Raw genomic sequence first — 26,075 nt, 5'->3', positions numbered from 1 at the left:
GCGGTGGAACCTTGAGTCCTTGGTTGAAGTTAAGTGTTAAAAGGCTGATCTCTTCCGCCGGCTGCGGGGGCTGATTAAGGTGCGGACTGTGCCGGAGCCAGTGGTGCAAACGGATGAGTTCGCGGTCGTCCTGCGAGCGGCCATCCGTGCGCGCGGGCTCGGGCTTGAGCGGATCCGGGATCGGCTGCGGGGGCAGGGGATCTCGGTCAGTCTCGCGACGCTGAGTTATTGGCAGTCGGGGCGGTCTCGGCCGGAGCGCCGGGATTCGCTGGCGGCTGTTCAGTTGCTGGAGACCGTACTGGAGGTACCGGCGGGGACGCTGACGGACTCGGTCGGTCCGCCCCGGAGGCGGGGGCGCTGGCTCAGTACGGTGCCGGTACCACCCGAAGTGGCCGCGTTCTGGGCCCGGCCGGACGCCGTCGAGGATGCGGTCAGCGAGGTCGACATCAAGTGGGACGAACGGCTGACCCGGATCAGCCAGCACGACCGGGTGTTCGTCGGCGCGGATGGTGGCGAGCGGTCGTACCACTCTCGGCAGGTACTGCGCGCCGAAGCGGACGGGCCCGACCGCTGGGTGGTGATCATGCACCTCGACGAGCACGATCGGGCGCTGCCCGAGATCCGGCCGCTGCGACATTGCCGGCTGGGCCGGACGGTACTCCGTCCCGCGGACGGGCTGCTGGTCGCGGAATTGTTGTTCGACCGGCCGCTGCGAAAGGGCGAGACGGTGATCACCGAGCACGAGCTGGTGAATTCCGCGCCTTATCCACCGGCCACGAACTACGAGCGGAAATTCCGGTTGCCGGTGCGTGAGTTCGTACTGGAGGTCTGTTTCGATCCGGAGCGGTTGCCGGTCGACTGCGTGCGGTATTCCCAGCTGGACGACGCCGACGAGGTGGCTGTCCAGGTCGAGGCGCTGGAGTCCGTCCATGGGGTGGCGCTGAATTTCGGGCCCGGGCGGTACGGATTCCGCTGGCGCTGGCCGGATCAGGTGAAGTGAAGTGTTAAAACAGTGTGAGTGATATCGATGTCTTGAATTCGTCCCTAGGGTCGGCGCAATCCCTCCCAGCGAATTCAAGGAGAACGATTCATGACCAGGCGCAGAAAAACTATCGCGGTCCTCGGTGGGGCCGGGGTGATCGCCGCTTTGATCACCGTTGGTGGCTCGGCCACCGCGAACCAGCAAGGGGTTTTGCAGCAGCAGGCGCTGCTGCATCAAGTGTCCGACAAGTTGCCGCCGTCGCCCGCTCAGGCCGGTCGGTGGATCGCCGACGGCAAGTTGATGGTTGCCGTGACCAACGAGGCCGAAGCGGCCAAGGTCCGGCAGGCGGGCGCTACTCCGCAGTTGGTCAGCCGCAGTCAGGCTCAGCTGGATTCGTTGCTGGCCAAGGTCGACAAGATCACCCGGGCGGATCACGAGAAGGGCTTGCAGAGTTGGGGAATCGACCCGGTCAGCAACAAGGTCGTAGTACGGGCCCGGGGTGCGTACGGCGCGTTGCGGGGGCTCGGCGACGGAGTGCAGGTGGTCCAGGTCGACACCCGGCTCGAGCAGCAGTCCGGTGAGGTGAACCCCGGTGATCCTTGGTGGCCGGGCAGCGAGAGCAACTGTTCGGTCGGGTTCCCTGCGACGGATGCCCAGGGCAACAAGCATTTCGTGACCGCCGGGCACTGTACGAACGACGCGAACCAGGCGGCGTACGGGGCCAGCGGGCAGAGCAACAAGCTCGGTACGTCGAACGTCGGCGGTACCCACAGCATCAACGCCCGCGAAGGTGACATGGGCGTGGTGGACGTGACGGAGAGCGGCTGGACCATCTCCCCGAACGTCAACACCTGGGGATCGCCGGCCGTCACGGTCACCGGTTCGGCTGACGCGATCGTCGGCGACGCGGTCTGCCACTCGGGCAACACGGCGCCGAACTGGGAGTGCGGGACGGTCACGGCCGTCAACCAGACGATCGACTACGGCAGCGTGGTGATCGACGGGTTGAGCACGACGAACGCCTGCTCCGAAGGCGGCGACTCCGGCGGTGCGTGGTTGCGTGGCGACAAGGCCGTCGGACTGCACTCGGGCGGCAACAGCAGCTGTGTCCAGGGCGACTCCGGCAACTCGGTCTTCCAGCCGGTCAACGAGGCACTGGCCAAGTGGAACCTCACCCTGCTCACCGGCGCCCCCGACCCGGGCGGCGACGACGAGGCGCCCACCACCCCGGGTAACCCGCGCTCGACCGGTACTACCTCCGACAGCGTCTCGCTCGCGTGGGACGCCTCCGTCGACAACGTCGCGGTCACCGGGTACGACGTCTACAACGGCAGCACCCTGGCGACCACCGTCACCGGTACGACGGCCACCGTGTCCGGGCTGTCGGCGGACACCAGCTACTCGTTCACCGTCCAGGCGAAGGATGCCGCGGGCAACAAATCGAAGGCGAGCCCGGCGGTGACGGCGCGGACCCAGCCGGGTGGTCCCAGCGGCGGCCGGACGTTCGCCAACGGCACCGACTACCCGATCCGCGACTTCGCCACGGTGGTCAGCCCGGTCCGCTCGACGGCGACCGGCCGGGCAGCGAGCCCGTTCAAGGTCACCGTGGAAGGCAACCACACCTGCTTGGAGGACCTCAACATCAGCGTGGTCTCCCCGAGCGGCCGCTGGTACTACCTGCAGCGCACCGGTGGCACGACCTGCCACCCGCTGCCGGCCAGCAAGACCTACACCGTGATGCCGATCGGTACCGAGAACGCCGCCGGCACCTGGAACCTCCGCATCGGCGACAACGGCCCGGGCGACACCGGAACCCTCACCAACTGGTCGATCACCCTCTGACCGACACCCGGTAGACGCGCCGGCCGGCATGGGGACAGTCGGTCGGCGCCCTCCCGGGGGCTGAGAAACTCTCGGCGGGGTGGCTCGGTTGTCTGGTAGGGAAGGGGTATGACGATCGAGATCGGCCTCTACGGCGGCGAGTGGGACAAGTTGCGGGCGATGATCGAGGTGGCCTTCTCGGCTCCCTGGAGTGAGGCGCAGCTGGAGACCGAGCAGAAGGTCTGGGAGCCGGGGCGGAGCATCATCGCCGCGGACGGGGACGAGATGGTCGGGCATACCGGGGCGTTCTCGTTCGAGATGTCTGTGCCTGGTGGGCAGGTGGCCGCGGGTGGCGTGACGATGGTCGGCGTGGTGCCGACGCATCGGCGGCGGGGGATCCTGCGGGACCTGATGCGGCAGCAGTTGACCGACCTGCGCGACGTAGGGGTGCCACTGGCCGTGCTGACCGCGAGTGAGGCGGTGATCTACGGGCGGTTCGGCTACGGCCTCGCCTCGGATCATCAGCAGATCACGATCAAGAAGTCCTCCCGCGAACTGCGCAAGGTCGCCGGGGTCGAGGACGTGCAGGTGCGGTTCGCCGATCCGCAGGAGTCGCTGGCGCGCACCGCCGCGTTCCACAACGCCCAGGCGCTGACCCGGCCGGGGATGTTCCAGCACGACGAGAACTTCCAGTACTACGTGTCGCACGACAACGTGGTGACAGACCTCCGGGGCGCCTCCCCGCTGCGCTGCGTACTGGCCGAGCGTGGTGGCGAGCTGGTCGGCTACTCGCACTACCGCACCCGGCGTACCGACAAGGGCTTCGTCGACGTGGCCCGGGTGCACTCGATCGACCTGGCCGCGCATGCCGCGCTCTGGCAGTTCCTGCTCGACCCGGACCTGCTGAGCGAGACGACGTACGAGCAGTTGCCGTCCGACGACCCGCTGCTCTACCTGCTGGTCGACCCGCGAGCCGCGCACGCGACGACGCTGGACGGGATCTGGGCCCGCCTGACCGATGTCGGTACAGCGCTGGCTGCCCGGACCTATGCGGAGGACGTAGACGTTGTCCTGGGCATCGAGGACGACTTCCTCCCGTGGAACGCCGGCTCATGGCATCTGACCGGCAACCAGACCGGCGCGACCTGCGAGAAGACGGACCGTACGCCGGACCTCGTGCTCGGCGTACGTGAGCTGGCGACCGTCTACCTCGGCCGGCCGTCGCTGGGACTGCTCGGAGCAGCCGGCCTGGTCGAGGAGAAGACCGAAGGGGCACTGCAGGCGACGTCGAGGGCATTCGTCTCGGCCCGTGCACCCTGGATGGACACGGGGTTCTGATCCAGCTGCGAGCTAGTCTTCCGGGATGCAGCCGAGCCGTCGTAGCGCGTTGGCGGTTGCTGTCGTCCTGATGCTGGGAGTCGCCGCGATCGCACTGGTCGTGCTGGCCTCCGCGGGCGGCAGCGTCCGGCCGTACAGCGAGAGCACCGCCGAGGCGGCACCGCGGGAGCTCCCGACCATCACGCCTCCCGCCGGGAACCCGCAGCCGCAGCAGTCGCCGGCACCGCCACTCGAGATCAAGCCGGTCAAGCAGCCGGCCTGGATCCAGTTCCTGTGGCAGGCCATCTTCTACACCGCTGTGACGATCCTCGTCCTGCTCCTGATCCGCACTCTCTACCGGATGATGACCAAGGTCCAGCTGCCGACGCCTGAGCACTCCGGCGAGGCCTGGGAGCGGATGAAGGTCAACCGGCTCGCGGATGCGGTCGAGTCTGGTCTGGCAGCGGTTGACTCCGGTACTGCGACCGACGGCGTGATCGCGTGTTGGGTGGCGCTCGAGCGGGCGGCTGCGTCCGCAGGGGTGGGTCGCTTGGCGTCTGAGACGCCTGCTGAGTTCACTGTCCGAGTACTGGGGGTTGGCGGGGTCTCCGAGCCAGAGTTGCTCCGGCTGGCTGGGCTCTACCGTGAGGCGCGGTACTCGACGCATGGGTCGACGGAGGAGGCCCGGGCTCAGGCGCGGGCCGCACTGGTCCGGTTGCGCGATGAGCTGGCTGCCGCGATCGCCCGCCGGAAGCCGGCCGAGTCCGCCGAGCCTGCGGAGCCTTCCGAGCCTGCCGAGTCGCAAGGCAACGGGGTGGCTGCGCCATGAGGCAGCGGTTGGGGCCGTTCGACAAGCTGCTGGTGCAGCATCTGCTGATCGCGGTGGTCGGCAGCCTGATACTGGTTGCGGGCTTCGCGCTCGCCGGAACCCAGCCGCGGCCACTGTGGTTCGTCGCGATGGGTCTGGCGATCGGCTTCGGTTCGCTGGCGCTGCGGTTGATCGCACCGCAGATCCTGGAGACCTCCTGGCCGGCCCGGTACGACGAGAAGCTGACGGCCCGCCGCGGTCGCCACAGCGACAACCGGACCCAGTTCCTCGCGACCTGGATCCAGGAGTCGGACCGCGAGCGCAGGGCCGGCGAGGGATCGATGACGTTCACCCGCCGGATCCGGCCGCTGCTGCTGGAGCTCACGGTCGACCGGTTGGTGCACCGGCACGGTATCGACCCGGAGCTGGAGCCGGAGCGGGCCCGCGAGGTCGCCGGCGAACACCTGTGGGACCTGATCAGCGGTACCGAGCCACGGACCGCGACGCGCGCGGAGATCGAGTTGGCAGTCCAGACCATCGAGAAGTTGTGAGGGAACCCGTGACTGATGAGCTGAGCCTCGGCGAGGTGTCGGCGTTGAGCCGGAAGGTGCTGGACCGGGTCGGCGAGGCGGTGGTCGGCAAGGCTGACGCGCTCGAGCTGGTGCTGGCCGGGATCCTGGCCGGCGGGCACGTCCTGCTGGAGGACTACCCGGGCCTGGCCAAGACGCTGGCGGCCCGCTCGTTCGCGCAGGCGCTCGGGCTGGAGTTCCGCCGGGTCCAGTTCACCCCGGACCTGCTGCCCTCAGACGTCACCGGTGCCTTCGTGTACGACCAGCGGGACTCGCAGTTCGTGTTCCGGCCCGGCCCGATCTTCACTGGTCTCCTACTGGCCGACGAGATCAACCGGACGCCACCGAAGACCCAGGCCGCGCTGCTGGAGTCCATGCAGGAGCACCAGGTCACAGTGGAGGGTGAGACCTTCCCCCTGCCCGTGCCGTTCCACGTGCTCGCCACGGCCAACCCAGTCGAGTACGAAGGCACGTACCCGCTCCCCGAGGCTCAGCTCGACCGCTTCATGCTCCGGATCGCCTTCGGCTACCCGACGGCCAATGAGGAGTGGGAGGTCCTGCAGCGCCGGATGAGCCGCCGCTCGGAGGACCAGAAGGTCGAGCCGGTCACAGATGCCATCGGCCTGCTCGCTGCCCAACAGGCGATCGAGACCGTCACAGTCGACGACACCGTCGGCCGGTACTGCGTAGAGCTCGCCGCTGCGACTCGTCGCGACTCCCAGGTACTCGTCGGCGCCTCACCTCGTGGCTCGCTGGCCCTGCTGCTCGCCGCTCGGTCGTACGCGGTTATCCAGGGGCGGGACTACGTAGTACCGGAGGACGTGAAGGCGGTGGCCATTCCCGCGCTGGCTCACCGGATCACCGTGCGACCTGAGCTGTGGCTGCATGAGGTGACTGGTGCCACTGTCGTCCGCACTGTGCTGGGCTCGGTCCCTGCGCCGCCTACCGTCGCGGGCGCCCGGCAGTGAGTTGGCTGCCCACCCACGCGCAGGTCAGGGTGGTCGCTGTTGCGGCTCCCCTGTTACTGATCGCTGTGCTGGCCCGCAGACCGGACATGGCTGTCCTCGGGCTGCCACTGGCCTTCGTGGCCGCGTGGGGCCGGTACTTCCGTCCGCGTGAGGCGCCGGTGCTCGAGACCGAGCTGGACGCCGACGTGCTGTTCGAGGGCCAGGCGACGACGTACCGGCTGAAGGTGGCGGAGGGGCTGGACCCTGACGTCGACCTGGTGGTCATGGCTCTGGTCCGGACGCCCTGGTTCCGCTACGACCCGCCGCAGGCCGCTGTGGCTTCTTCTGTGACAGAAGGCTCGGTGACGCTGGAGGTCGGACTGCGATCGGAGCGTTGGGGCCTGCGGCAACTAGAGCGTCCGAACGTGATCGCCACGTCCGTACTGGGTGCCTACCGGGTCCAGGTGGCCTCTGCGGGCGCCCAAGCGGTCAGTACGTTGCCGCTGCGGGACGGGTTCGAGGCGGTGGACGCAGTACCGCGTCCCGCCGGGCTCGTCGGCTTGCACCGGTCCAGGCGACCCGGTGAGGGGACTGAGGTCGCAGGGGTCAGGCCGTTTCGTACAGGCGACCGCTTGCGCCGGATCAACTGGAAGGTGTCGGCCCGGACGCGTGAACTGCACGTCACGTCGACCTGGTCCGACCGCGACACCGAGGTGGTAATCCTGCTCGACACGGGTGCGGAGGTCGGCATCAGTGAAGGCATCGACGGCCGATCGAGCAGCCTGGACACAGCAGTCCGGGCAGCAGCCTCCATTGCCGAGCACTACCTGCGCCACGGCGACCGGGTCCGCCTGATCGACACCGGTACTACGGTCGGCGGCGTCCGAGCCGGTAGCGGCAGGTCTCACCTGCGCCGCATCCTCGACGTACTGGTGCACGCCGATCGCCGCGGCCGTCAGCAGGACGAGAACCAGCTCGCCCGGCGGCACCGGATCCGCTCCGACAGCCTGGTGATCGTGCTGAGCCCGCTGCTGCGCAAGGAGATGCTCGGCTACATCGTCACGCTCGTGCACTCGGGCTGCACGGTGATCGCGGTCGACACGCTGCCGCCGGACGTGAGCGATGTGATCGACCCGGAGGAGCACGATTCGAAGGCATGGCCGCTGGCTTGGCGGATCCGGCTGCTCGAGCGTCGAGCGGAGCTCGACCGGCTGGGCGATCTCGGCGTACCGACCGTTGGCTGGCGTGGGGCGGGGACGCTGGACGAGGTACTGCGGGATGCCGCGCGAGTGGCCTCTGCGCCGAGGATGCGGTCATGAGCGGCGCCGACAGGATCAGCCAGTGGCTGGCGCAACTGCAGGCGACGAATGCCGCGACGTGGGCCGCGCGGTCGGCGATCGCGGTGGCTGGACTGGTGGCGCTCATCGTGCCGGGGCTGGCGCCGTGGGATCAGGCGGACGCGATCCCGGTCGCGGGGGCGTTTCTGCTGGTTGCCTGCGTGTTGTTGCCGGACTCGCTGGCGCCGCTGCTGTTCCTGATCGTCGTCTGCCTCGGCTGGTTGATGCGGGCGCCCAGCGACCTGACCTTGCCGCTGGTGCTGACCGGAATCGCCTTGCTGGTGGTGCATCTGGCGTCGGCGTTCGCGGGGCAGGTTCCGTCGTACGCCGTGGTCGGTCGCGAGGCGTTGCGGAAATGGTTGCTGCCAGCAACTGTCGCGGTGCTGCTCGGGCCGGTGGTGGCGATCGCGGCGGGGGTGGTTCGCGGGGCCGAAGTACAGGGCTCGCTCTTTGTCACGGTCGCCGCGTTGGTCGCCGCGACCGCTGCCATCTGGTTCGCAGCCGGGCAATCGGTGGGGGACCGCTAGTCCTCGTCGGGGTTGCCGAGGCTGCTGAGTAGCTCGGTGGCCCACTCGCAGGCGATCGGGTTCTTGCCGGTCACCTGCATGGCCGCCATCACGGTCAGCAGCATGCCGGTGGCCATGAACCGGGTGACCTCCTCGGGGGTGGCGCCGGTGAGCTCGCCGACCGTCTTGTGGATCCGGCCGAAGCGCTCCCGGACGGTCTCGCCGATGGCGGGGTCGGAGCTGGCCGCGAAGCCGTGCAGCAGGACGACGAGCAGTTCGCGCTCGGGCATCAGTTCGTTGTAGGACTCGCCCAGGCTGGCCAGGGTCGCCTCCCGGTCCGCCGCCCGCCGGAACGCCGACTCGATCTGGTCGCAGACCCGGTTGGTGGTGGCCAGGAAGAGCTGTTGCTTGGTGCCGAACAGCCGGATCACGTACGGCTGGGAGACGCCGGCCAGCCGGGCGATCTCGTCGGTCTTGGTGCCGGCGTACCCGTTGGCGCCGAACGCCACGACGGCCGCCTGGAGCACCTCTTCACTGCGCTCGGCGGCGGTCAGTCTGGTCTTCGTCATGATCCGTCCTCTCATCGTCGCTTGACATGTTATCAGTCAATGCATACTTTGGTCTCGACGCTAGTTATCAGTCGATAACAACAAGGAGCTGGACATGACCACGACCGCCCTCGAACCCGCCGCCTCGCCGGCGGCCGGTGAGCCCGCCGTGCGGCGCTCGCTGGCCCTCGTGCTCGCCGTGGTGGGCATCCCGATGTTCATGGTGACCCTGGACAACCTGGTGGTGACGAACGCGCTGCCGGTGATCAAGGCCGAGATCGGCGCCTCGCTGACCGACCTCCAGTGGTTCATCAACGCGTACACGCTGTCCTTCGCCGCGCTGCTGCTGACCGCCTCGGCGATCGGTGACCGGCTCGGCCGGCGGCGGATCTTCCTGGCCGGCATCGCTCTCTTCACGCTCGCTTCGGCGGCCTGCGCGATGGCCACCGAGCCATGGATGCTGATCGGTGCCCGAGCGATTCAAGGCGTCGGCGCGGCTGCGGTCATGCCGTTGTCGCTGACGTTGCTGGCGGCCGCCGTACCGGCTCGTCAGCGGAGTGCCGCGATCGGTATCTGGGGCGGGATCTCCGGACTTGGTGTGGCTGTCGGTCCGGTCGTCGGGGGAGCGGTCGTCGACGGCTTCAACTGGCAGTGGATCTTCTGGCTGAACGTCCCGATCGGCCTGATCGCGCTGCCGCTGGCCGCTCGGGTGCTGACCGAGTCGCGTGGAGCTACCAAGAAGCTGGATCTGCTGGGGCTGGTGCTGTCCGCGAGTTCGGTGCTTGCCATCGTGTGGGGGGTCGTGCACGGCAACGACGACGGCTGGTCCTCGGCCACCATCCTGACCGCGCTGATCGGCGGCGGCGTGCTCCTGGTCGCCTTCGTCGTCTGGGAGCACCGGGCGCCGGCTCCGATGCTGCCGCTGCGGTTGTTTCGGACCAGAGCCTTCAGCGTTGTGAACGCCACCGCCTTCACCTTCTCGGTCGGCGTCTTCGGGTCGGTCTTCCTGCTGGCGCAGTTCTTCCAGGTCGTCCAGGGCTACACGCCGCTGCAGTCCGGTCTGCGCACGCTGCCCTGGACGATGGCACCGATGGTGGTCGCGCCGCTGGCAGGGTTGGTCGTCGACCGGGTCGGGCCGCGGGTGCTGATCGCGAGCGGGCAGGTCTTCCTGGCCTCGGCGCTCGCCTGGATGGCGCTCGTCACGACCGCGGATGTCACCTACGGGTCGTACGTCGCTCCGTTCGTGCTCGCCGGCATCGGGATGGGGCTCACCTTCGCCCCGTCGGCCAGCGTGGTGATGGCCAGCTTCGGTGACGCCGACCGGGGCGTCGCGTCCGGCACGAACAACACGATCCGCGAGGTCGGGGTCGCGATGGGCGTCGCAGTACTGGCCTCCGTCTTCGCCTCTGCTGGGTCGTATGCCAGCCCGGCGCAGTACGTCGACGGTCTGGTACCCGCAGTCTGGGTCGGGGCCGCGATCGTGGCGGCGGGCGCGGTACTGGCCCTGCTCCTCCCGGGCCGCCGTCGCTGAGCTACTAACCTGTCGTAGTGCTTGACGCAGACGACGTACGCCGGCTGGCCCTGTCGCTCCCACGGGTCGTGGAGAAGGAGCGATGGGGCCATCCGACTTTCGACGTCGCCGGCCGGATGTTCCTCACCATCCCCGACGACCAGACCTCCTTCGCCGTCCGCTGCCCACGCCTCGAACGCTCCGAACTGATCGCCGCCGAGCCCGAGAAATTCTGGGTACCCCCGCACGAGTCCCACTCCAGCTGGGTCCGCGCCCGCCTGGCCGCCCTGGAGGACGCAGACGAACTCCACGACATCGTCGAAGACTCCTGGCGCCAAGCCGCCCCGGAAGCCCTGCGATGAAGACGACGATTCTGGGCACCGGGTGGGTATGGCGAAGTACGAGGTCAATGAGCGAGCTGTGGAGTATGCGAAGCGGTTGATCGAGGGGCGTCAGTATGTGCTGGACAGCGACTGGGGTGCGGTGCAGCCGGGGGCTGAGGCTCAGAACAAGTATTTGGAGTCGCACTCGTGGGAGGAGTACGGGCAGTGGCATCTGGGGCTGACCGTCGGGGCCGGTGAGGAGACCAAGGGGCGGTTCGCGTTCGGATACGGGGATCTGCGGAGGCTGCACCGGACCGGGCTGATCGCCTGTGTGTACCGGGCGGCGGAGTGGCGGCACAAGGAGATCGAGCTGGCCGCTCATGAGTTGTTGCAGTTGCTCGACGCCAAGACGGCGTGAGGGTGTGTTGCTGCTGCGTATTCCGGTGCCGCAGCAGCAACACACCGAGGCACCGTACAACGTGCCGGGCGATTCGTCAGCTCACGTACTTCTTGGAGGCCGCGAAGGTGTTGCAGCTGGCCGGGTTGGCGGTGACGAAGGAGCGGCCCATGAAGTGCGCCTGGCTGGACGGGCTGCCGTGGTCGCCCTGCTCGGGTTTGTCACCGGACGTGACCACCCACTTGTTCCAGACCTGCAGCATCAGGCCGTTGATCGGGTAGCTGCGCTTGTTGGCGGCCAGGAAGACGCCGGCGAAGCAGTTCGCCTGCAGTTCCATCCGGCGGGTCTGCCGCATCCGGTCGTCGTAGTTCGTCAGCTCGTACTGGATGTCGTACGACGCCTCGAGGATGCCGGTCAGCGACTGCATGGCGTGGCCGTACTCGTGCGCGATCGACCGGGAGTACCACATCCGAGCGTAGGCCTTGGCGTCCGCGTAGGGGTACTCGTTGTAGCTCTTCACGAAGTTGTCGACCTTCATGTACATCATGTGGTTCGTGCTGCAGAAGAACGGCACCGCGACCGGGCCGTTGCCGCACGGGCTGTTCACGCTCGTGCCGGCCCAGTAGAGCATCGTCGGCGCCTTGAACTGGTACCCCGCCAGCGCGAGCTGCCGGGCCCACGAGCGGTCCAGGCACGGCTTGATCGCAGCCCAGTACTTCGCCGCGTTGGCGGCCGTGTTCGGCTTGATCTTCGGTTCCCGGCAGTTCACCGAGCGCATCTGACCGGTGTTGTAGAGCCGGTTCTTGGCCACGATGTCCTGGTTCGACGCCGGCTGCGCGGGCGGCTTGGAGGTCGCGGTCTTGGTCGGCTGGGTCGTCCGCGGCTGGGTCGGCCGCGTGGCGGTCGGCTGGCGGGTCGGTGCGCTTGTGGTCGGGAGCGGCGCCTCGGTCGACCGGATGGTCGGCGCTGTGTAGGTCGGCTGCGTGTAGTGGTTGTCGGCGTTCTTCTTGATCACGCCGAAGATCCACAGCCCGACGACGCAGACCAGGACGACACCGAGGACGGCGAACAGCGGAGCCTTGGACTTCTTCCGCGGCGGCAACTGCGGCTGCCAGCCAGGACCAGGCGGGTAGCCGCCAGGCGGCGGCGGGTAGCCGGGCGGGCCGGGCGGTGGCGCGAACTGCGGTCCCCAGCCGAGCCCCTGCCCCCGCTGCGGCGCCACCGACGGCGCGCCGTACTGGTACGGCGCCTGACCGGGCTGGCCGGGCTGGCCGGGGTGGTACTGGGGTTGCTGATACCCAGGCTGCTGCTGGTACCCAGGCTGTGGATATCCCGGCTGCTGATTCCCGGGCTGCTGGTACGGCGGCTGGTTCGGTGGTTGCTGGTTCGGGTTCGGCCGATAGGGTCCACCCGGTTGCTGACCATAAGGCGGCTGCGTCAACCCCATGTCCCTTCACTGTTCGACCGGCGAGCGAGCGACACAGTACCGGCAGCTGAGCTCAGCCGCGCGGTAGTGTCGGCCTGGTGACGGACACCACCCCACCGAACAGCCCGATCGACCAGATCTCCGAGCGGTTCCTCGAGGCGTACGCCGCGCTGGACCCGACCGAGGCGACCTTTATGGGGATCCCCGGCCACGACCACGAGCTGCCGGACTACTCGCCGGCCGGGTTCGAGGCGCTGATCGACCTGCACCGCCGGACGGTCGCCGAGGCTTCCGCGGTACAGGTGTCGTCGCCGCGGGAGGAAGCCGCCAGGGACGCGCTGCTGGAGCGGATCGGACTTGAGCTGGAGCAGGGCGAGGCAGGTGTGCCGCAGCACCAGCTGAACGCGATCTCCTGCAAGCCGGTCGACATCCGCTCGGCCTTCGACCTGATGCCGACCGAGACCCAGGACGACTGGGAGACGATCGCCATCCGGCTCAACCTGGTCGGTACGACGCTGGACGGCTTCCGCGAGACCCTGATCGAGCAGGCCGCCGCCGGGCGGGTGTCCGCCGCGCGCCAGGTCAACGTGCTGGCCGAGCGGATCGCCAGCTGGACCGGCGCCGAGGGTGACGACTTCTTCGCCGGGCTCGCCGCGAAGGCACCGGACACCGCGATCAAGGCCACCGTCGAGGCTGCCGCCGCCTCGGCGCGCAAGGCCTACGACCAGTTCGGCCAGTGGCTGACGACGGACTTGTTGCCGCAGGCCCCGAACCGGGACGCGTGCGGCCGGGAGGTGTACCAGCTCGCCTCGCGCAGCTTCCTCGGCGCCGCCGTCGATCTCGAGGAGACCTACGCCTGGGGCTGGCAGGAGCTGGCCCGGATCGAGGGCGAGATGCAGACCATCGCGGCCTCGCTGAACGGTGGCGACCGCAGCATCAGCGCCGTCGCCGAGCTGCTCGACAACGACCCGGCCCGCAAGATCCACGGCAAGGAGGCGTTCCGGGACTGGATGCAGCAGCTCGCCGACGCCGCCGTCGAGGAGCTGGCCGGCACCCACTTCGAGATCCCGGACTCGATCAAGCAGATCGAGTGCATGATCGCGCCGACCTCCGACGGGTCGATCTACTACACCCCGCCGAGCGAGGACCTGACCACCCGGCCGGGCCGGATGTGGTGGGCCGTGCCGGCCGGCGTCGAGGACTTCGCCACCTGGCGCGAGGTGACGACCGTCTACCACGAAGGCGTGCCCGGGCATCACCTCCAGGTGGCCCAGACGATGCTGCGTACCGACCAGCTCAACCGCTGGCTGCGGCTCGGCTGCTGGGTCTCCGGCCACGGCGAGGGCTGGGCCCTGTACGCCGAACGCCTGATGGAAGAACTCGGCTACCTCGAAGAGCCCGGCGCCCGGCTCGGCATGCTCGACGCGCAGGGCTTCCGCGCTGCCCGGGTGATCATCGACATCGGTATGCACCTGGAGCTGGCGGTCCCGCGGGACAACCCGTTCGGCTGGCGTCCGGGCGAGACCTGGAACGCCGAGCTCGGGTTCGAGTTCCTGCGCGCGCACTCGCGGATGGAGACCGAGTTCCTGCGAGCCGAGCTGAACCGCTACCTCGGCTGGCCGGGGCAGGCGCCGTCGTACAAGGTCGGCGAGCGGATCTGGCTGCAGGCGCGCGACGAGGCCAAGCAGCGCAAGGGGGCCGCCTTCGACCTCAAGACCTTCCACCGGGACGCGCTCAACCTGGGCTCGATCGGGCTGGATCCGCTCCGTCGCGCCCTCGCGAAGCTGTGAGCGGCCCGGTGAGCGGCACTGTGAGATTCGTTCTGGCCTCGCAGTCACCTGCCCGGCTGCAGACCCTGCGCAGCGCGGGCGTCGAGCCGGAGGTGATCGTCTCCGGCGTCGACGAGGACAACGTCACGGCCGAGTCGCCGGGTGAGCTGGCTCGCTCGCTTGCCGTGTTGAAGGCTCGCGCGGTCGTCTCCACGCTGACCGATCACGCGACCGTGCTCGGCTGCGACTCGGTGCTGGAGATCGACGGCGTCGCCTACGGCAAGCCCGGTACTCCGGAAGTCGCCCGCGAGCGTCTGCGGATGATGAGCGGGCGTACCGGCGTACTGCACACCGGCCACTGCCTGTTCGACACGCGCACCCGGCAGGAGCTCCGCGAGCTCGCCTCCACGACGGTCCGGTTCGCCGACCTCACCGAGGCCGAGATCGACGCGTACGTCGCGACCGGGGAGCCGCTGGTCGTCGCGGGCTCGTTCACCGTCGACGGGCTCGGCGGACCGTTCGTCACCGGCATCGAGGGCGACTACCACAACGTCGTCGGCCTCTCGTTGCCGTTGGTCCGCCGGATGCTCGCCGAGGTCGGCATCGACTGGCCGTCGCTGTGGACCGCGACCTCCCGCAAACTAGAGTACGACGAGACCGAAGCCGCCCGGTACGACGAAACGCGTGGCGGCACCCAACGCGCACAAGCGGCCGCCGACGCCATCCAGGAGCTACTGCCCAAGGGCGGACGGGTGCTGGAGCTGGCCGTCGGCACCGGTACCGTCGCCGCCGAACTGGTTGCCCAAGGCAATCTCGTCCACGGCCTCGACCTGTCGACCGCGATGCTCCACCACGCCCGCGTCCGCCTCCCCGGCCACGTCGCCGCCGCAGACGCCACCCGACTCCCCGTCGCCGACCGCCGCTGCGACGCGGTCCTCGCGATCTGGCTCCTGCATCTACTCGACGACAGCGACCAGGTGCTCGCCGAGGTCGCCCGGGTACTCCGCCCCGACGGCGTCTTCATCACCACCACCGAAAAGCGCGAATCCACCCGCTACGCCGCCGGCCGCACCCCCGACAACCACCGCTCCGAGGACGCCCTACCCCTCCTGGTAGCCCGAGCCGCCCACCACGGCCTCCACCTGGACGGCGCCACAACCTTCCCCGGCCCACCCCGAGGCAACACCGCAACCCCCCTCTACCCCCTAATCCGCTTCCGCAGATCCGCCAGCTAACCGCCTGACCCTCACGCCGCACGGCGGACGGCGACGACGCACCGGACGGCGACAGCCACGGCGCACGACCCGGCGGTCGCACCGCGCACAGCGCACAGCGGCGCACCGCGCACAGCGGCGCACGGCGACGGCGCGCGGCTCGGCGGTCGCACCGCGCACCGCGCACAGCGGCGCACGGCCGCGCGATCTGACGGGTTAGGGGTGGGCGCTGGCTCGCCAGCGGCCGGGGCCGGGGTGGAGGGGGCGGGTGTGGTTGCGCCAGTAGGTTGCCCAGTCGCTGGCTCGGTCGCGCTCCGGGGAGGGTGCGGGAGTGGCCGTGGAGCGGGCGGTGACGACGGCTAGGAGGGCGGCCAGTTCCTCTGGGGTGGGGTCGCCCTTGGTGACTCGTAGTACGGGGTCAGACATGGGTGGCTCCGATCACAGGGGGATGTTGCCGTGCTTCTTGGGCGGGAGGGTGTCGCGCTTGGTGCGGAGCAGGCGGAGGGCGCGGATGATCTCGGCGCGGGTCTCGCTGGGCTTGATGACCGCGTCGACGTAGCCGCGTTCGGCCGCGATGTACGGGTTGGCGAGGTGGTCCTCGTACTCGGTGATGAACTGCCGGCGGCGGGCCTCGATGTCCTCGCCGGCCTCGGCGGCGGCGGTGAGTTCGCGGCGGTGCAGGATGTTGACCGCGCCCTGCGCGCCCATCACCGCGATCTGCGCGGTCGGCCAGGCCAGGTTGATGTCGGCGCCGAGGTGCTTCGAGCCCATCACGTCGTACGCGCCGCCGTAGGCCTTGCGGGTGATCGTGGTGATCATCGGGACGGTGGCCTCGGCGTACGCGTAGATCAGTTTGGCGCCGCGGCGGATGATGCCGTTCCACTCCTGGTCGGTGCCGGGCAGGAAGCCCGGTACGTCGACGAAGGTCAGGATCGGCACGTTGAACGCGTCGCAGGTGCGGACGAACCGGGCCGCCTTCTCGGAGGCGTCGATGTCGAGGGTGCCGGCGAACTGCATCGGCTGGTTCGCGACCACGCCGACCGGCCGGCCCTCGACCCGGCCGAAGCCGACGATGATGTTCGGCGCGAACAGGGCCTGTACTTCGAGGAACTCGCCGTCGTCGACCACGGCTTCGATCACGGCGTGCATGTCGTACGGCTGGTTCGGCGAGTCGGGGATCAGCGTGTCCAGCGCGAGGTCCGTCTCGCCGACCTCGAGATCGGCGTCGAAGTCGAACGCGGGCGGGTCCTCGAGGTTGTTCTGCGGGAGATGCGCGACCAGGGCCTTGACCCAGTCGATCGCGTCCTCCTCGTCGCTGCCCAGGTAGTGCGCGTTGCCGGACTTGGTGTTGTGCGTCCGGGCGCCGCCAAGCTCCTCCTGGGTGACGTCCTCGCCGGTGACGGTCTTGATCACGTCCGGGCCGGTGATGAACATGTACGACGACTCGTCGACCATCACGGTGAAGTCGGTGACCGCCGGGGAGTAGACCGCGCCGCCCGCGCACGGGCCCATGATCAGCGAGATCTGCGGGATGACGCCCGAGGCACGGACGTTGCGGCGGAAGATCTCGCCGTACAGGCCGAGGCTGACGACGCCTTCCTGGATCCGGGCGCCGCCGGAGTCGTTGATGCCGATCAGCGGGCAGCCGATCTTCATCGCCAGGTCCATCACCTTGACGATCTTCTCGCCGAACACCTCACCCAGCGACCCGCCGAAGACGGTGAAGTCCTGCGCGAACACGCACACCTGGCGGCCGTCGATGGTGCCGAACCCGGTCACCACGCCGTCGCCGTACGGGCGGGTGGCGTCCATCCCGAAGGAGGTCGACCGGTGCCGGGCGAACTCGTCCAGCTCGGAGAACGAGCCCTCGTCGAGCAGCAGCGCGATCCGCTCCCGGGCCGTCTTCTTGCCGCGGGCGTGCTGTTTCTCCACCGCGCGCTCGGAGCCGGCGTGCACAGCCTCGTCGAGCCTGTGTTCCAGATCCGCGATCTTCCCGGCGGTGGTGTGGATGTTCACGGTCTCTCCCATAATCGGGCACTCTAACGGGCTGCGCGCGCCTGTGAACGGTTCGCCTGAATGACGATGACCACACCGGATGCGAGGATCCTACTGTGGAGTACGACGAGTACCAGGCCGAGCGCCGGCGGATCATCGCCGCCTGGGGCACCGAGATCACCGACCCGGAGCAGCTGGCCGTGGCCGTCGCCCGGCTGCGCGAGCTGGCCTCGACGGTCGACGGCGCGGAGCAGCGGGCGCGCGCGATCCGGTACCTGAAGTCGATGGACGACCTGGTCGCCGAGGCGCGCCGACCGGACAGCGAGACGGTCGGCCGGGCGTGGGACGTGATGCTGCGGGCGTCCGGCCCGGACGGTACGCCGGCCGAGCGCCGGGCCCGGGCCGAGGAGGGGATGCGGGAGATCGCCCGGATCGCCGACACCGCGCCGACGCTGGCCGAGAAGCTCGCCGCGTTGAACCTGAACGAGCCGCTGGCCGAGATCGTCCACGCGGTCGACCCGGACTGAGATGGCCGAGCAGCCGCGCCGGCGGGCCGATTCCGCGGTACCGGATGTCGGCGACGGGCTGTGGGAGCGGATCCAGGCCGCTGTCCTGGCCGAGTCCGGCGCGGACAAGTCGTTGTGGAACGGGGAGCTCGGCTACACGGATCCGGCGGAGTCGGTCCGGGGTGAGGCCTACGGCAACGGCAAGCTGAACCTCAGCGAGGAGTCCGTCGTCCGGCCGCTGCGGGAGATGTACGAGCAGCGTGGTCAGCGGGTGACCGAGGAACAGCTGATCGCGCGGCGGAGCGCGTTCCAGGTGGTGGCGCACGAGTTCGGTCATCTGGCGGTTCCCGAGGAGTACCAGCTCGCCGACCGGCTCGCCGAGATCCACCTCAAGGACTTCACCCCGATCGAGGAGGGCACCAACGAGGCCTGGAGCCAGGCGAAGACCGACGCGTTGATCGATCGGGCGTTGCCGCGTGATCTCGCGCTGCAGCTGAAGTCGGTGGACACGTTGCGGACCTACCCGGGCTGGGATCCGGCCGCGCGTGCGTTCGCCGACGACCTCGGGGCCGAGATCGGGCTCGACGGCGACGAGGTGCTGAGCGTGATGAACCGGGAAGCCCGGACGGGCAAGGCGCGGGCGGCCGCGGACCTGATCTTCGAGCACTCGGAGCTGCCGCGGCTGGTGCCGCCGGAGCATCAGGCCGCCGTGCGGCTGCAGTTGCGGGGACAGCTCGACAAGGCGTTCACCGAGCTGCGGCCGCTCAATGAGGACAAGACGGTCAATCGGCGGTCGGTCGCCACCAAGCGCGGGCAGGCGATGGCGGAGGTGCTGGTGCGGACCGTTCAGAACGCCGAGGAGCGGTTCCGTCAGGGGCCGGGGCGTGGGGCGGAGTACGAGCTGCAGGCGGCCTTCGACGACGCGCGGGTCGCGGTCGCCATGGAGGATCCGGAGGTGGCGAGACTGCGCCGGATGATGGGTGGCCAGGCGCCGGCCGCTGGGGCGGCGCGGCCGGCGCGAGGGGCCGAGAGCGCTCGACGTGCGGGGGAGCGCCCGGCAGGGCGTAGTACGGAGGCTCCTGAGCGGTGAGCTAGGGGTTCGGTCCGACGGCGAAGAGTTTGGTCAGCCGGGCGGCCAGGGCGAGGTCGCCGCGGACCGAGAGGCGTTGTTTGAGGACGGCCAGCACCGGGTCCTCGTTGCCGGTGACGATCTTCAGCAAGGTGGCGGGGTCGGTGCGGACCGAGATGGCGGGCGGCTCGGTGTGATCGGTGAGCAGCCGGCAGGCGCCGTCGCTGACCCGGATCCGGAACTCGTCGAAGCCGCCACCGCGGGCCCCGGTGATCTGCCAGGCGACGATCGCGTCGAAGCCCTCGGCCCGGGCTGGACGCAGGTACTCCGGCATCCGGCGAAAGATCTCGCGCAACGCGATCTCTCGGACTCCCCCGATGAGCCGATGCCGAAGCTCCCGCTCCGAGGTCCGGTCGACCAGCCGGGCCAGCTCACCGACATCGAGCTCGGTGAAATCCTTCGACTCCAGCCACAAGGCGCTACCGCGTTCGGCCACTCGACGACCTCCCCGGTAGTTCCTACCAGACCGTAGGAATTTCCTACGAGCTGATAGCTTTGTCAAGTGGTCAGCCCTGAAGACCCGGTTGCGGAACCTCGCCGCCGTGCCGCGCATCTGGGTCCTGAGCGCCGGCGCCCGCTGATCCTGGACGCGGCCCTCGAGGTCTTCTCCGAGCGCGGTTACGCCGGTACGACGATGCAGTCCGTCGCCGAGGCCGCCGGGGTCACCAAACCCGTCGTCTACGACTCCTTCGCGAACCGGGACGAGCTGCTGCTCGCCCTGCTGGCCCGCGAGGAGCAGCACCTGGTCGTCTCGATCGTCGCCGCACTGCCGGCCGACCCGACCGTCGGTACGCCGGAGGAGCACGTGCTCGAAGGCCTCACCGCGTTCCTGGAGACGGCGGCGAAGTCCCCGCAGTCCTGGCGGATCGTCTTCGGAGCGCAGTACGGCGCAGCGCCCGTCGTCGCCGACCGGGTCCGGGCGGCCCGCGCGTTCCTGGTCGAGGGACTGCGGCTGACCCTCGTGCAATCGTTGCCGGGTGTCACCGATCCCGACGCCAACCTCCCGGTACTGGCCGAGATGCTGGCCTCGATGACCGAGAGCTGCGCCCGGATGCTCGTCGTCGACGGCACGGACCGCACGCCGGCCCAACTCGCCAAGACCGTCTCCCAGGTCGTCGGCGGCGGCTTCCGAGCGATTTAATACTGTCGCGTCACCACCACCCTTCGTCACGTTAGGTCACGATCGGCGCTCACTAGTCGGACCGACGGGCGAGAGAGCGCGGCCACAGATATCGTGGGCGAACGTGACCGAGACCGGCAGTCAGGCGAACGCCCGTACCCGTACCCGCGCACGCTTCGAAGTGCCCGAGGAGCTCCGCGCCGACGTCCGCCTGCTGGGCGAACTGCTCGGCCGCGTCCTGGTCGAGTACGCGGGTCAGCCGCTGCTCGACGACGTCGAGAAGCTCCGTGAGCTGACCATCGCCGGTGACGGCGCCGGGGCCGAGGCCCTGGTCGCCTCCTGGCCGCATGAACGCGCCGAGGACGTCGCCCGCGCCTTCACCTGCTACTTCCACCTCACGAACCTCAGCGAGGAGCTGCACCGCGCCCGCGTACTACGGGAGCGCGACCGCTCCAGCGACGCCCCGGCCGTCTCGGAGCTGGCCCAAGCGGTCGAGAAGATCGGCGCCGAAGCCGGTGAGCAGCAGGCGCGTGCCTTGCTCAACGGACTCGAGTTCCGCCCAGTACTGACCGCGCACCCGACCGAGGCCCGCCGGCGAGCCGCACTGGCCACCATCAGGCGCATCTCGGCACTGCTGGAAGAGCGCAGCGACCCCCGCGCGGGTGACAGCGAACTGGCCGAGAACCAGCGCCGCCTGATCGAGCAGGTCGACATCCTCTGGCGTACGTCGCAGCTGCGGACCAGCCGGCCGACCCCGCTGGACGAGGTCCGCTCGGCGATGGCCGTCTTCGAGGAGACCCTGTTCAACGTCGTCGCGAACGTCTACCGCCGCCTCGACGACGCGCTGGCCGGTGACGACGCCGGGGTGAAGCAGCCGGTGGTGGCGCCCTTCGTCCGGCTCGGCTCCTGGATCGGCGGCGACCGCGACGGCAACCCGAACGTCACCGCGGCGATCACCCGCGAAGCCATGCAGATCCAGGCCGACCACGTACTGCGTGCGCTCGAGCAGGCGACCGACCAGCTCGGCCGGGCGCTCACTCTGGACTCGCAGACCACCCCGCCCTCCGCGCCGGTCCGCCGGATCCTGGAGGACGCCCGTGCGGTCAACCCGGAGCTGATCTCCGACATCGAGACCCGCTCGCCGTCCGAGCCGCATCGCCAGCTACTGCTGCTCGCAGCCCGCCGGCTGGCCGCTACCCGGGCCAGGGACGCTGACTTCGGTTACCCGCGAGCAGCTGACTTCCTGCACGAGCTGAAGGTCCTGCAGGACTCGCTGGTCAGCGCAGGCGCGCTACGACAGGCGTACGGCGAGCTGCAGCAGCTCATCTGGCAGGTGACCTCCTTCGGCTTCCACCTGGCCGAGCTGGAGGTCCGGCAGCACTCGTCGGTGCACACCAAGGCGCTGGAAGAAGTACTGAGCGGTGGCGAGCTCTCCGATCAGACCGAGGAGGTGCTGGCCACACTGCGCGTCATCGGCCAGATCCAGCAGCGCTTCGGCCCGGATGCCTGCCGCCGGTACGTCGTGTCCTTCACCCGCAACGCAGGCGACCTCGCCGCCGTCTACGAGCTGGCCGACGCCGCCATGGACGGCCGGCCGATCGAGCTGGACGTAGTACCGCTGTTCGAGACCGGTGAGGACCTGCAGAACTCCGTGGAGGTGCTGGACAACGCGATCCAGCTCACCCGGGTTCGGCACCGCCTGACGGCCAACGACCGGCGCTTCGAAGTCATGCTCGGCTACTCCGACTCCGCCAAGGACGTCGGGCCGGTCTCGGCCACCCTGGCCCTGTACGACGCACAGGCACGGATCACCGCCTGGGCCCAGCGCAACGCGATCCGCCTGACCCTGTTCCACGGCCGTGGTGGAGCGCTGGGCCGTGGCGGAGGCCCCGCGAACCGCGCAGTACTGGCTCAGGCGCCTGGCTCGGTCTCCGGCCGGTTCAAGCTCACTGAGCAGGGTGAGGCGATCCCCGCCCGCTATGGCAACGCAGCGATCGCCCAGCGCCACATCGAGCAGGTCACCGCAGCCACGCTGCTCGCCTCCACGCCTGGCATCGAGGAGCGGGCAGTCGTCGCGGCCGAGCGCTTCTCCGTGGTGGAGAAGACCATGGACGAGGCTTCCCGGACGACGTACCACCGGCTCGTCCGGGCTGAGGGGTTCGCGGAGTGGTTCGGCCGGGTCACCCCGCTGGAGGAGCTCGGGCAGCTGCCGCTGGGCTCCCGGCCGGCTCGCCGCGGTGTCGCCGTGTCCTCGCTGGAGGACCTGCGGGCGATCCCGTGGGTCTTCGCCTGGTCGCAGGCCCGAGTCAACGCCCCCGGTTGGTACGGCCTGGGCTCGGCGCTCTCGGCTGTCGGTGACGTCGCAGTGCTGCAGGACGCGAACCAGAACTGGCCGCTGTTCCAGGTGATGCTCGAGAACGCCGAGATGTCGCTGGCGAAGACCGACCGCCGCATCCTCGGCCGCTACCTCGAGCTGGGCGACCGGCCCGACCTGACCAAGCAGATGCTCGACGAGCACGAGCTGACCACCGAGTGGGTGCTCAAGGTGCTCGGCGGCGACAAGCTGCTCAGCGGCCGCCGGGTCCTCGGCCGAGCGGTCGAGCTGCGCAACCCGTACGTCGATGCGCTCAGCTACCTGCAGTTGCGGGCTCTCCGCAGCCTGCGGACGGATGAGTCGCTCGACGAGGAGCAGATCGTCCGTACCAGGCGCCTGCTCCTGCTGACCGTGTCCGGAGTTGCCGCCGGCCTGCAGAACACCGGCTGATGTTCGGCGATCTGGAGCGGCCGTCCCTCGACGCGAAGTACCTGCAGGGGCGGCTGGTACGACCTGACTCGTTGTGGAGTCAGGTCGACGTATTGGCCGAGACGGAGTCGACCAATGCCGTCGTGGCTGCTGCTGCCCGCTCGGGGGCTGCTGAGGGCCTAGTGGTGGCGGCGGAGTACCAGTCGTCGGGGCGTGGGCGGTTGGGGCGCACGTGGACGACTCCTGCGCGCTCTGCGTTGCTCATGTCGGCTTTGCTGCGCCCGTCGGGCATACCGGCTCACCGGTGGCCGTGGTTGGGACTGCTGGTGCCGTTGGCGGTTGCGTCGGCAGTACGGCGAGTGGGGGAGATCCCGGCGCAGGTGAAGTGGCCTAACGACGTACTGGTCGAGGACCGGAAGCTTGCGGGCATTTTGCTGGAGCGGATCGATGGACCGGCCGCCATTGTCGGCATCGGGCTCAATGTGACGCTCAAGGCAGATGAGCGGCCCACCGACGTGGCTACGTCGCTTGCTTTGGAGGGCGCGGCGACGACTGACCGCGCGACGGTGATGACCGCTGTGCTGCGGGAGCTGGCTACTCGCTACCAGGCTTGGGTGCAGGCGTCTGGCGACCCAGAGGTGATCCTGCCGGACTACCGCGAGCTGTCTGCGACTTTCGGGCGACAGGTGCGGGTAGAACTGCCCGGAGGGGTATTCATCGAGGGCACCGCTACCGACCTTGATGCCGATGGTCGGCTGGTGGTGCTCACCGCCGACGGCCCACGTTCGCTGGCCGCCGGCGATGTCACGCATCTACGGGCTACTGAGTAAACAGCTTTGCTGCGGTGATGAGCGTCTGGACGATGCCGTAGCCGAGGAGGACGGCGACCAGGGCCCAGGAGATGACGAGCCGGGGAGTCTGGTTCATTTCGCTGCCTCCGCTGCGGTGGTCTGGCTGGGCTCGTGGAATCGGTCGGCGACCGGGCGGATCAGCAGGTTGGCGACGAAGCCGACCGCCAGCACCCCGACCATGGTGAACAACGCGGGCCGGTACGCCTCGGCCGTCAGCGTGCCCGGCTTGCCTTCCCGGTCGAGGAATCCGTTGATGATGAGCGGCCCCGCGACCCCCGCGACCGACCACGCGGTCAGCAGCCGGCCGTGGATCGCGCCGACCTGGTAGGTCCCGAAGAGATCCCGCAGGTACGCCGGTACGGTGGCGAACCCGCCGCCGTAGAAGGACAGGATGACCGCGGCGAACAGGACGAAGAGCGCGGTGCTGTTGTGCCCGACGGTCGCCAGCAGCAGGTAGAAGATGATGCCGACACCGAGGTACAACGCGTAGATCGGCTTGCGGCCGATCACGTCAGAGGTGCTCGACCAGGCGAATCGCCCGGCCATGTTGAAGATCGACAGCAGTCCGACGAACCCGGCGGCCGCGCCGACCGCGACCGTCGACTTGCCGCCGACGTCACCGCGGAAGAAGTCCTGGATCATCGGGCTGGCCTGCTCGAGGATGCCGATGCCGGCCGTCACGTTGCAGAGCAGGACGACCCACAACAGCCAGAACTGCGGCGTCTTGATCGCGTTCGCGGCCGACACGTTCGAAGTGGTGACGAGGGCTTTCGCCTTCACCTGCGAGGGATCGAACCCGTCCGGCTTCCAGCCCTCGGCGGGCACCCGGATGTTGACGACGCCGAACATCATGATCACGAAGTAGCCGATGCCGAGCGTCAGGAACAACGCGACGAGCGCGCTGCCGCCGGCCACCGAGGTGGAGACATTCGAGTCGTAGCCGTCGTCGTACAGGCTGAGCAGCTGGCGGGAGAGCGGGCTGGCGACCAGCGCGCCGCCGCCGAAGCCCATGATCGCCAGGCCGGTGGCCAGGCCCGGACGGTCCGGGAACCACTTGATCAACGTGGAGACCGGGGAGATGTAGCCGATGCCCAGTCCGATCCCGCCGATCACGCCGTACCCGAGATAGACCAGCCAGAGCTGGGTCGTACCGATGCCCAGGGCCCCTACCAGGAAGCCGGTGCTCCAGAAGCAGGCCGAGACGAACATCGACTTGCGCGGGCCGTTGCGCTCCACCCAGGTGCCGCCGATCGCGGCGGACAGGCCGAGCATCACGATCGCGATGCTGAAGGTGACGCCGATCGCGGTCTGGCTGGCGTCGAAGTGCTTGATCATCGACGTCTTGTACACGCTGGTCGCGTACGCCTGGCCGATACACAGATGCACGGCCAGCGCGGCCGGCGGGATCAGCCAGCGGCTGTAACCCGGTGGCGCGATCGTGTGCTCGCGATCGAGTACGGACAAGAACCCCATCCCAGACTCCTCAGGTAATAGCCCCCAGCAAATACCCCGTTTGGCATCTTGGCCGACGGTATTCGGTTTGTGAAGAGTTTTTTGTGCAGTGTTCAATCATCGTGTCCCCCGCAGACAAGCGGCCCCCGGAACTGTGAGACTGGGGGACATGGCGATCTCGGCGAAGTTGTTGGGTGATGACGAGTACATCGTCGTCAGCACCCGGACGCACTGGAAGGCACTGATCTTCCCGGTGTTCCTGCTGCTCGTACTGGCGGCCGGTGGCGGGTTCCTCGCCGCGGTGATCCCGGAGGGCAGTCTGCAGACCCCGGCCCGGATCGCGATCGGCGTGGTCGCGTTGCTGGTGCTGATCGTGTTCGGCGCGAAGCCGTTCCTGAACTGGTTCTTCTCGACCTACACGCTGACCAACCGGCGCCTGATCACCCGGCACGGCATCCTGACCCGGACCGGCCGGGACATCCCGCTGATGCGGATCAACGACGTCTCCTACGAGCACGGCATCATCGACCGCCTGCTCGGCTGCGGCACGCTGCAGATCGAGTCGGCCGGCGAGCGCGGCCAGGTGGTCCTGCCGGACGTACCGCACGTGGAGCACATGCACCTGCAGATGTCCGACCTGCTCTTCGGCGGCCCCGAAGGCAAACCCGGCGACGGCATCCTCGACGACGAGGCCCCGCCGGAGCACCAGCGCCGCCGCGAGCCCCGCCCGGCCTCGGACGAGCCGGACAGCGAAACCCTCTTCAGCTCGGACGACAACGACCGCCGCTGATGTGTTAGCGCTGGG

The 26,075-nt window shown here is 69.0% G+C and carries 25 protein-coding genes; 19 read left to right on the top strand and 6 right to left on the bottom strand.

Going from position 1 to position 26,075, the window contains the following annotated elements; all coding sequences use genetic code 11:
- Positions 1–88 precede the first annotated feature (88 nt).
- From AB0M15_RS17000 to AB0M15_RS16965, 8 genes are all read left to right on the top strand, one after another.
- Positions 89–1,000 carry an XRE family transcriptional regulator gene (locus AB0M15_RS17000; protein WP_363819124.1) on the top strand — a complete coding sequence of 304 codons (912 nt, stop codon included), beginning with the start codon at positions 89–91 and terminating at the stop codon, positions 998–1,000.
- Between the two features lie 90 nt (positions 1,001–1,090).
- A complete protein-coding gene (locus AB0M15_RS16995) occupies positions 1,091–2,824 on the top strand; it encodes a proprotein convertase P-domain-containing protein (RefSeq protein ID WP_363819121.1) in 1,734 nt (577 codons plus the stop codon).
- A gap of 108 nt (positions 2,825–2,932) precedes the next feature.
- On the top strand, positions 2,933–4,141 hold the full coding sequence (locus AB0M15_RS16990) for a GNAT family N-acetyltransferase (protein ID WP_363819118.1): 1,209 nt from the start codon (positions 2,933–2,935) through the stop codon (positions 4,139–4,141).
- 25 nt (positions 4,142–4,166) lie between these two features.
- The gene (locus AB0M15_RS16985; RefSeq protein WP_363819116.1) at positions 4,167–4,949 is read left to right on the top strand and encodes a DUF4129 domain-containing protein; all 783 of its coding nucleotides are present in this window, start codon (positions 4,167–4,169) and stop codon (positions 4,947–4,949) included.
- Positions 4,946–5,479 carry a hypothetical protein gene (locus tag AB0M15_RS16980; protein WP_363819114.1) on the top strand — a complete coding sequence of 178 codons (534 nt, stop codon included), beginning with the start codon at positions 4,946–4,948 and terminating at the stop codon, positions 5,477–5,479. Before AB0M15_RS16985 ends, AB0M15_RS16980 begins: the two co-directional genes overlap by 4 nt.
- Before the next feature lie 8 nt (positions 5,480–5,487).
- Positions 5,488–6,465 carry a MoxR family ATPase gene (locus AB0M15_RS16975; protein ID WP_343983279.1) on the top strand — a complete coding sequence of 326 codons (978 nt, stop codon included), beginning with the start codon at positions 5,488–5,490 and terminating at the stop codon, positions 6,463–6,465.
- Complete coding sequence (locus tag AB0M15_RS16970; protein ID WP_363819110.1) at positions 6,462–7,763, top strand: DUF58 domain-containing protein; 1,302 nt, start codon at positions 6,462–6,464, stop codon at positions 7,761–7,763. The genes AB0M15_RS16975 and AB0M15_RS16970 overlap by 4 nt, the downstream gene beginning before the upstream one ends.
- Positions 7,760–8,308: a hypothetical protein gene (locus tag AB0M15_RS16965; RefSeq protein ID WP_363819108.1), complete on the top strand. Its 549-nt coding sequence runs from the start codon at positions 7,760–7,762 to the stop codon at positions 8,306–8,308. Before AB0M15_RS16970 ends, AB0M15_RS16965 begins: the two co-directional genes overlap by 4 nt.
- Here the strand turns inward: AB0M15_RS16965 and AB0M15_RS16960 are convergent.
- Positions 8,305–8,856 carry a TetR/AcrR family transcriptional regulator gene (locus tag AB0M15_RS16960; RefSeq protein WP_363819106.1) on the bottom strand — a complete coding sequence of 184 codons (552 nt, stop codon included), beginning with the start codon at positions 8,854–8,856 and terminating at the stop codon, positions 8,305–8,307. The two genes, AB0M15_RS16965 and AB0M15_RS16960, sit on opposite strands and share 4 nt — an antisense overlap.
- Before the next feature lie 94 nt (positions 8,857–8,950).
- On the opposite strand from AB0M15_RS16960, the gene AB0M15_RS16955 reads away from it, so the two are divergent.
- The 3 genes from AB0M15_RS16955 to AB0M15_RS16945 are packed head-to-tail and all read left to right on the top strand — an operon-like array spanning position 8,951 to position 11,086.
- Entirely contained in the window at positions 8,951–10,366 is a 1,416-nt protein-coding gene (locus tag AB0M15_RS16955) for an MFS transporter (RefSeq protein WP_363819103.1), read from the top strand.
- 17 nt (positions 10,367–10,383) lie between these two features.
- Complete coding sequence (locus AB0M15_RS16950; RefSeq protein WP_363819100.1) at positions 10,384–10,707, top strand: MmcQ/YjbR family DNA-binding protein; 324 nt, start codon at positions 10,384–10,386, stop codon at positions 10,705–10,707.
- A 28-nt stretch (positions 10,708–10,735) separates the two neighbouring features.
- On the top strand, positions 10,736–11,086 hold the full coding sequence (locus AB0M15_RS16945; RefSeq protein ID WP_363819097.1) for a hypothetical protein: 351 nt from the start codon (positions 10,736–10,738) through the stop codon (positions 11,084–11,086).
- Between the two features lie 76 nt (positions 11,087–11,162).
- On the opposite strand, the gene AB0M15_RS16940 is transcribed toward AB0M15_RS16945, so the two are convergent.
- Complete coding sequence (locus AB0M15_RS16940) at positions 11,163–12,512, bottom strand: neutral zinc metallopeptidase (RefSeq protein WP_363819094.1); 1,350 nt, start codon at positions 12,510–12,512, stop codon at positions 11,163–11,165.
- Between the two features lie 77 nt (positions 12,513–12,589).
- Here AB0M15_RS16940 and AB0M15_RS16935 point away from each other — a divergent pair, with 77 nt between their 5' ends.
- The gene (locus AB0M15_RS16935) at positions 12,590–14,281 is read left to right on the top strand and encodes a DUF885 domain-containing protein (protein ID WP_363819091.1); all 1,692 of its coding nucleotides are present in this window, start codon (positions 12,590–12,592) and stop codon (positions 14,279–14,281) included.
- A 20-nt stretch (positions 14,282–14,301) separates the two neighbouring features.
- On the top strand, positions 14,302–15,495 hold the full coding sequence (locus tag AB0M15_RS16930; protein ID WP_363819089.1) for a Maf family nucleotide pyrophosphatase: 1,194 nt from the start codon (positions 14,302–14,304) through the stop codon (positions 15,493–15,495).
- A gap of 195 nt (positions 15,496–15,690) precedes the next feature.
- On the opposite strand, the gene AB0M15_RS16925 is transcribed toward AB0M15_RS16930, so the two are convergent.
- Together AB0M15_RS16925 and AB0M15_RS16920 are read right to left on the bottom strand one after the other, a co-directional pair.
- Positions 15,691–15,900 carry an acyl-CoA carboxylase subunit epsilon gene (locus AB0M15_RS16925; RefSeq protein ID WP_363819086.1) on the bottom strand — a complete coding sequence of 70 codons (210 nt, stop codon included), beginning with the start codon at positions 15,898–15,900 and terminating at the stop codon, positions 15,691–15,693.
- A 12-nt stretch (positions 15,901–15,912) separates the two neighbouring features.
- On the bottom strand, positions 15,913–17,502 hold the full coding sequence (locus AB0M15_RS16920; protein ID WP_363819084.1) for an acyl-CoA carboxylase subunit beta: 1,590 nt from the start codon (positions 17,500–17,502) through the stop codon (positions 15,913–15,915).
- An 83-nt stretch (positions 17,503–17,585) separates the two neighbouring features.
- On the opposite strand from AB0M15_RS16920, the gene AB0M15_RS16915 reads away from it, so the two are divergent.
- Together AB0M15_RS16915 and AB0M15_RS16910 are read left to right on the top strand one after the other, a co-directional pair.
- A complete protein-coding gene (locus AB0M15_RS16915; RefSeq protein ID WP_363819082.1) occupies positions 17,586–17,996 on the top strand; it encodes a hypothetical protein in 411 nt (136 codons plus the stop codon).
- Between the two features lies 1 nt (position 17,997).
- Positions 17,998–19,065, top strand: coding sequence for a hypothetical protein (locus AB0M15_RS16910; protein ID WP_363819080.1), 1,068 nt, complete (start codon positions 17,998–18,000; stop codon positions 19,063–19,065).
- A 1-nt stretch (position 19,066) separates the two neighbouring features.
- On the opposite strand, the gene AB0M15_RS16905 is transcribed toward AB0M15_RS16910, so the two are convergent.
- The gene (locus AB0M15_RS16905) at positions 19,067–19,540 is read right to left on the bottom strand and encodes an SCP2 sterol-binding domain-containing protein (RefSeq protein WP_363819078.1); all 474 of its coding nucleotides are present in this window, start codon (positions 19,538–19,540) and stop codon (positions 19,067–19,069) included.
- A gap of 66 nt (positions 19,541–19,606) precedes the next feature.
- On the opposite strand from AB0M15_RS16905, the gene AB0M15_RS16900 reads away from it, so the two are divergent.
- The 3 genes from AB0M15_RS16900 (at position 19,607) to AB0M15_RS16890 (ending at position 23,797) form a co-directional block, all read left to right on the top strand.
- Positions 19,607–20,245, top strand: a complete 639-nt coding sequence (locus tag AB0M15_RS16900) for a TetR/AcrR family transcriptional regulator (RefSeq protein WP_363819075.1) — start codon at positions 19,607–19,609, stop codon at positions 20,243–20,245.
- A gap of 103 nt (positions 20,246–20,348) precedes the next feature.
- Positions 20,349–22,988: a phosphoenolpyruvate carboxylase gene (locus AB0M15_RS16895; protein ID WP_363819072.1), complete on the top strand. Its 2,640-nt coding sequence runs from the start codon at positions 20,349–20,351 to the stop codon at positions 22,986–22,988.
- Complete coding sequence (locus AB0M15_RS16890; RefSeq protein WP_363819070.1) at positions 22,988–23,797, top strand: biotin--[acetyl-CoA-carboxylase] ligase; 810 nt, start codon at positions 22,988–22,990, stop codon at positions 23,795–23,797. The genes AB0M15_RS16895 and AB0M15_RS16890 overlap by 1 nt, the downstream gene beginning before the upstream one ends.
- A 93-nt stretch (positions 23,798–23,890) precedes the next feature.
- Here the strand turns inward: AB0M15_RS16890 and AB0M15_RS16885 are convergent, their stop codons facing one another.
- On the bottom strand, positions 23,891–25,291 hold the full coding sequence (locus AB0M15_RS16885) for an OFA family MFS transporter (RefSeq protein WP_363819068.1): 1,401 nt from the start codon (positions 25,289–25,291) through the stop codon (positions 23,891–23,893).
- Between the two features lie 148 nt (positions 25,292–25,439).
- Here AB0M15_RS16885 and AB0M15_RS16880 point away from each other — a divergent pair, with 148 nt between their 5' ends.
- Positions 25,440–26,060: a PH domain-containing protein gene (locus AB0M15_RS16880; protein ID WP_363819065.1), complete on the top strand. Its 621-nt coding sequence runs from the start codon at positions 25,440–25,442 to the stop codon at positions 26,058–26,060.
- Positions 26,061–26,075: the final 15 nt, after the last annotated feature.

The organism is Kribbella sp. NPDC051718 (assembly GCF_040681515.1).
Lineage (GTDB): Bacteria > Actinomycetota > Actinomycetes > Propionibacteriales > Kribbellaceae > Kribbella.
This window is presented reverse-complemented; position numbering and strand designations above follow the sequence as displayed.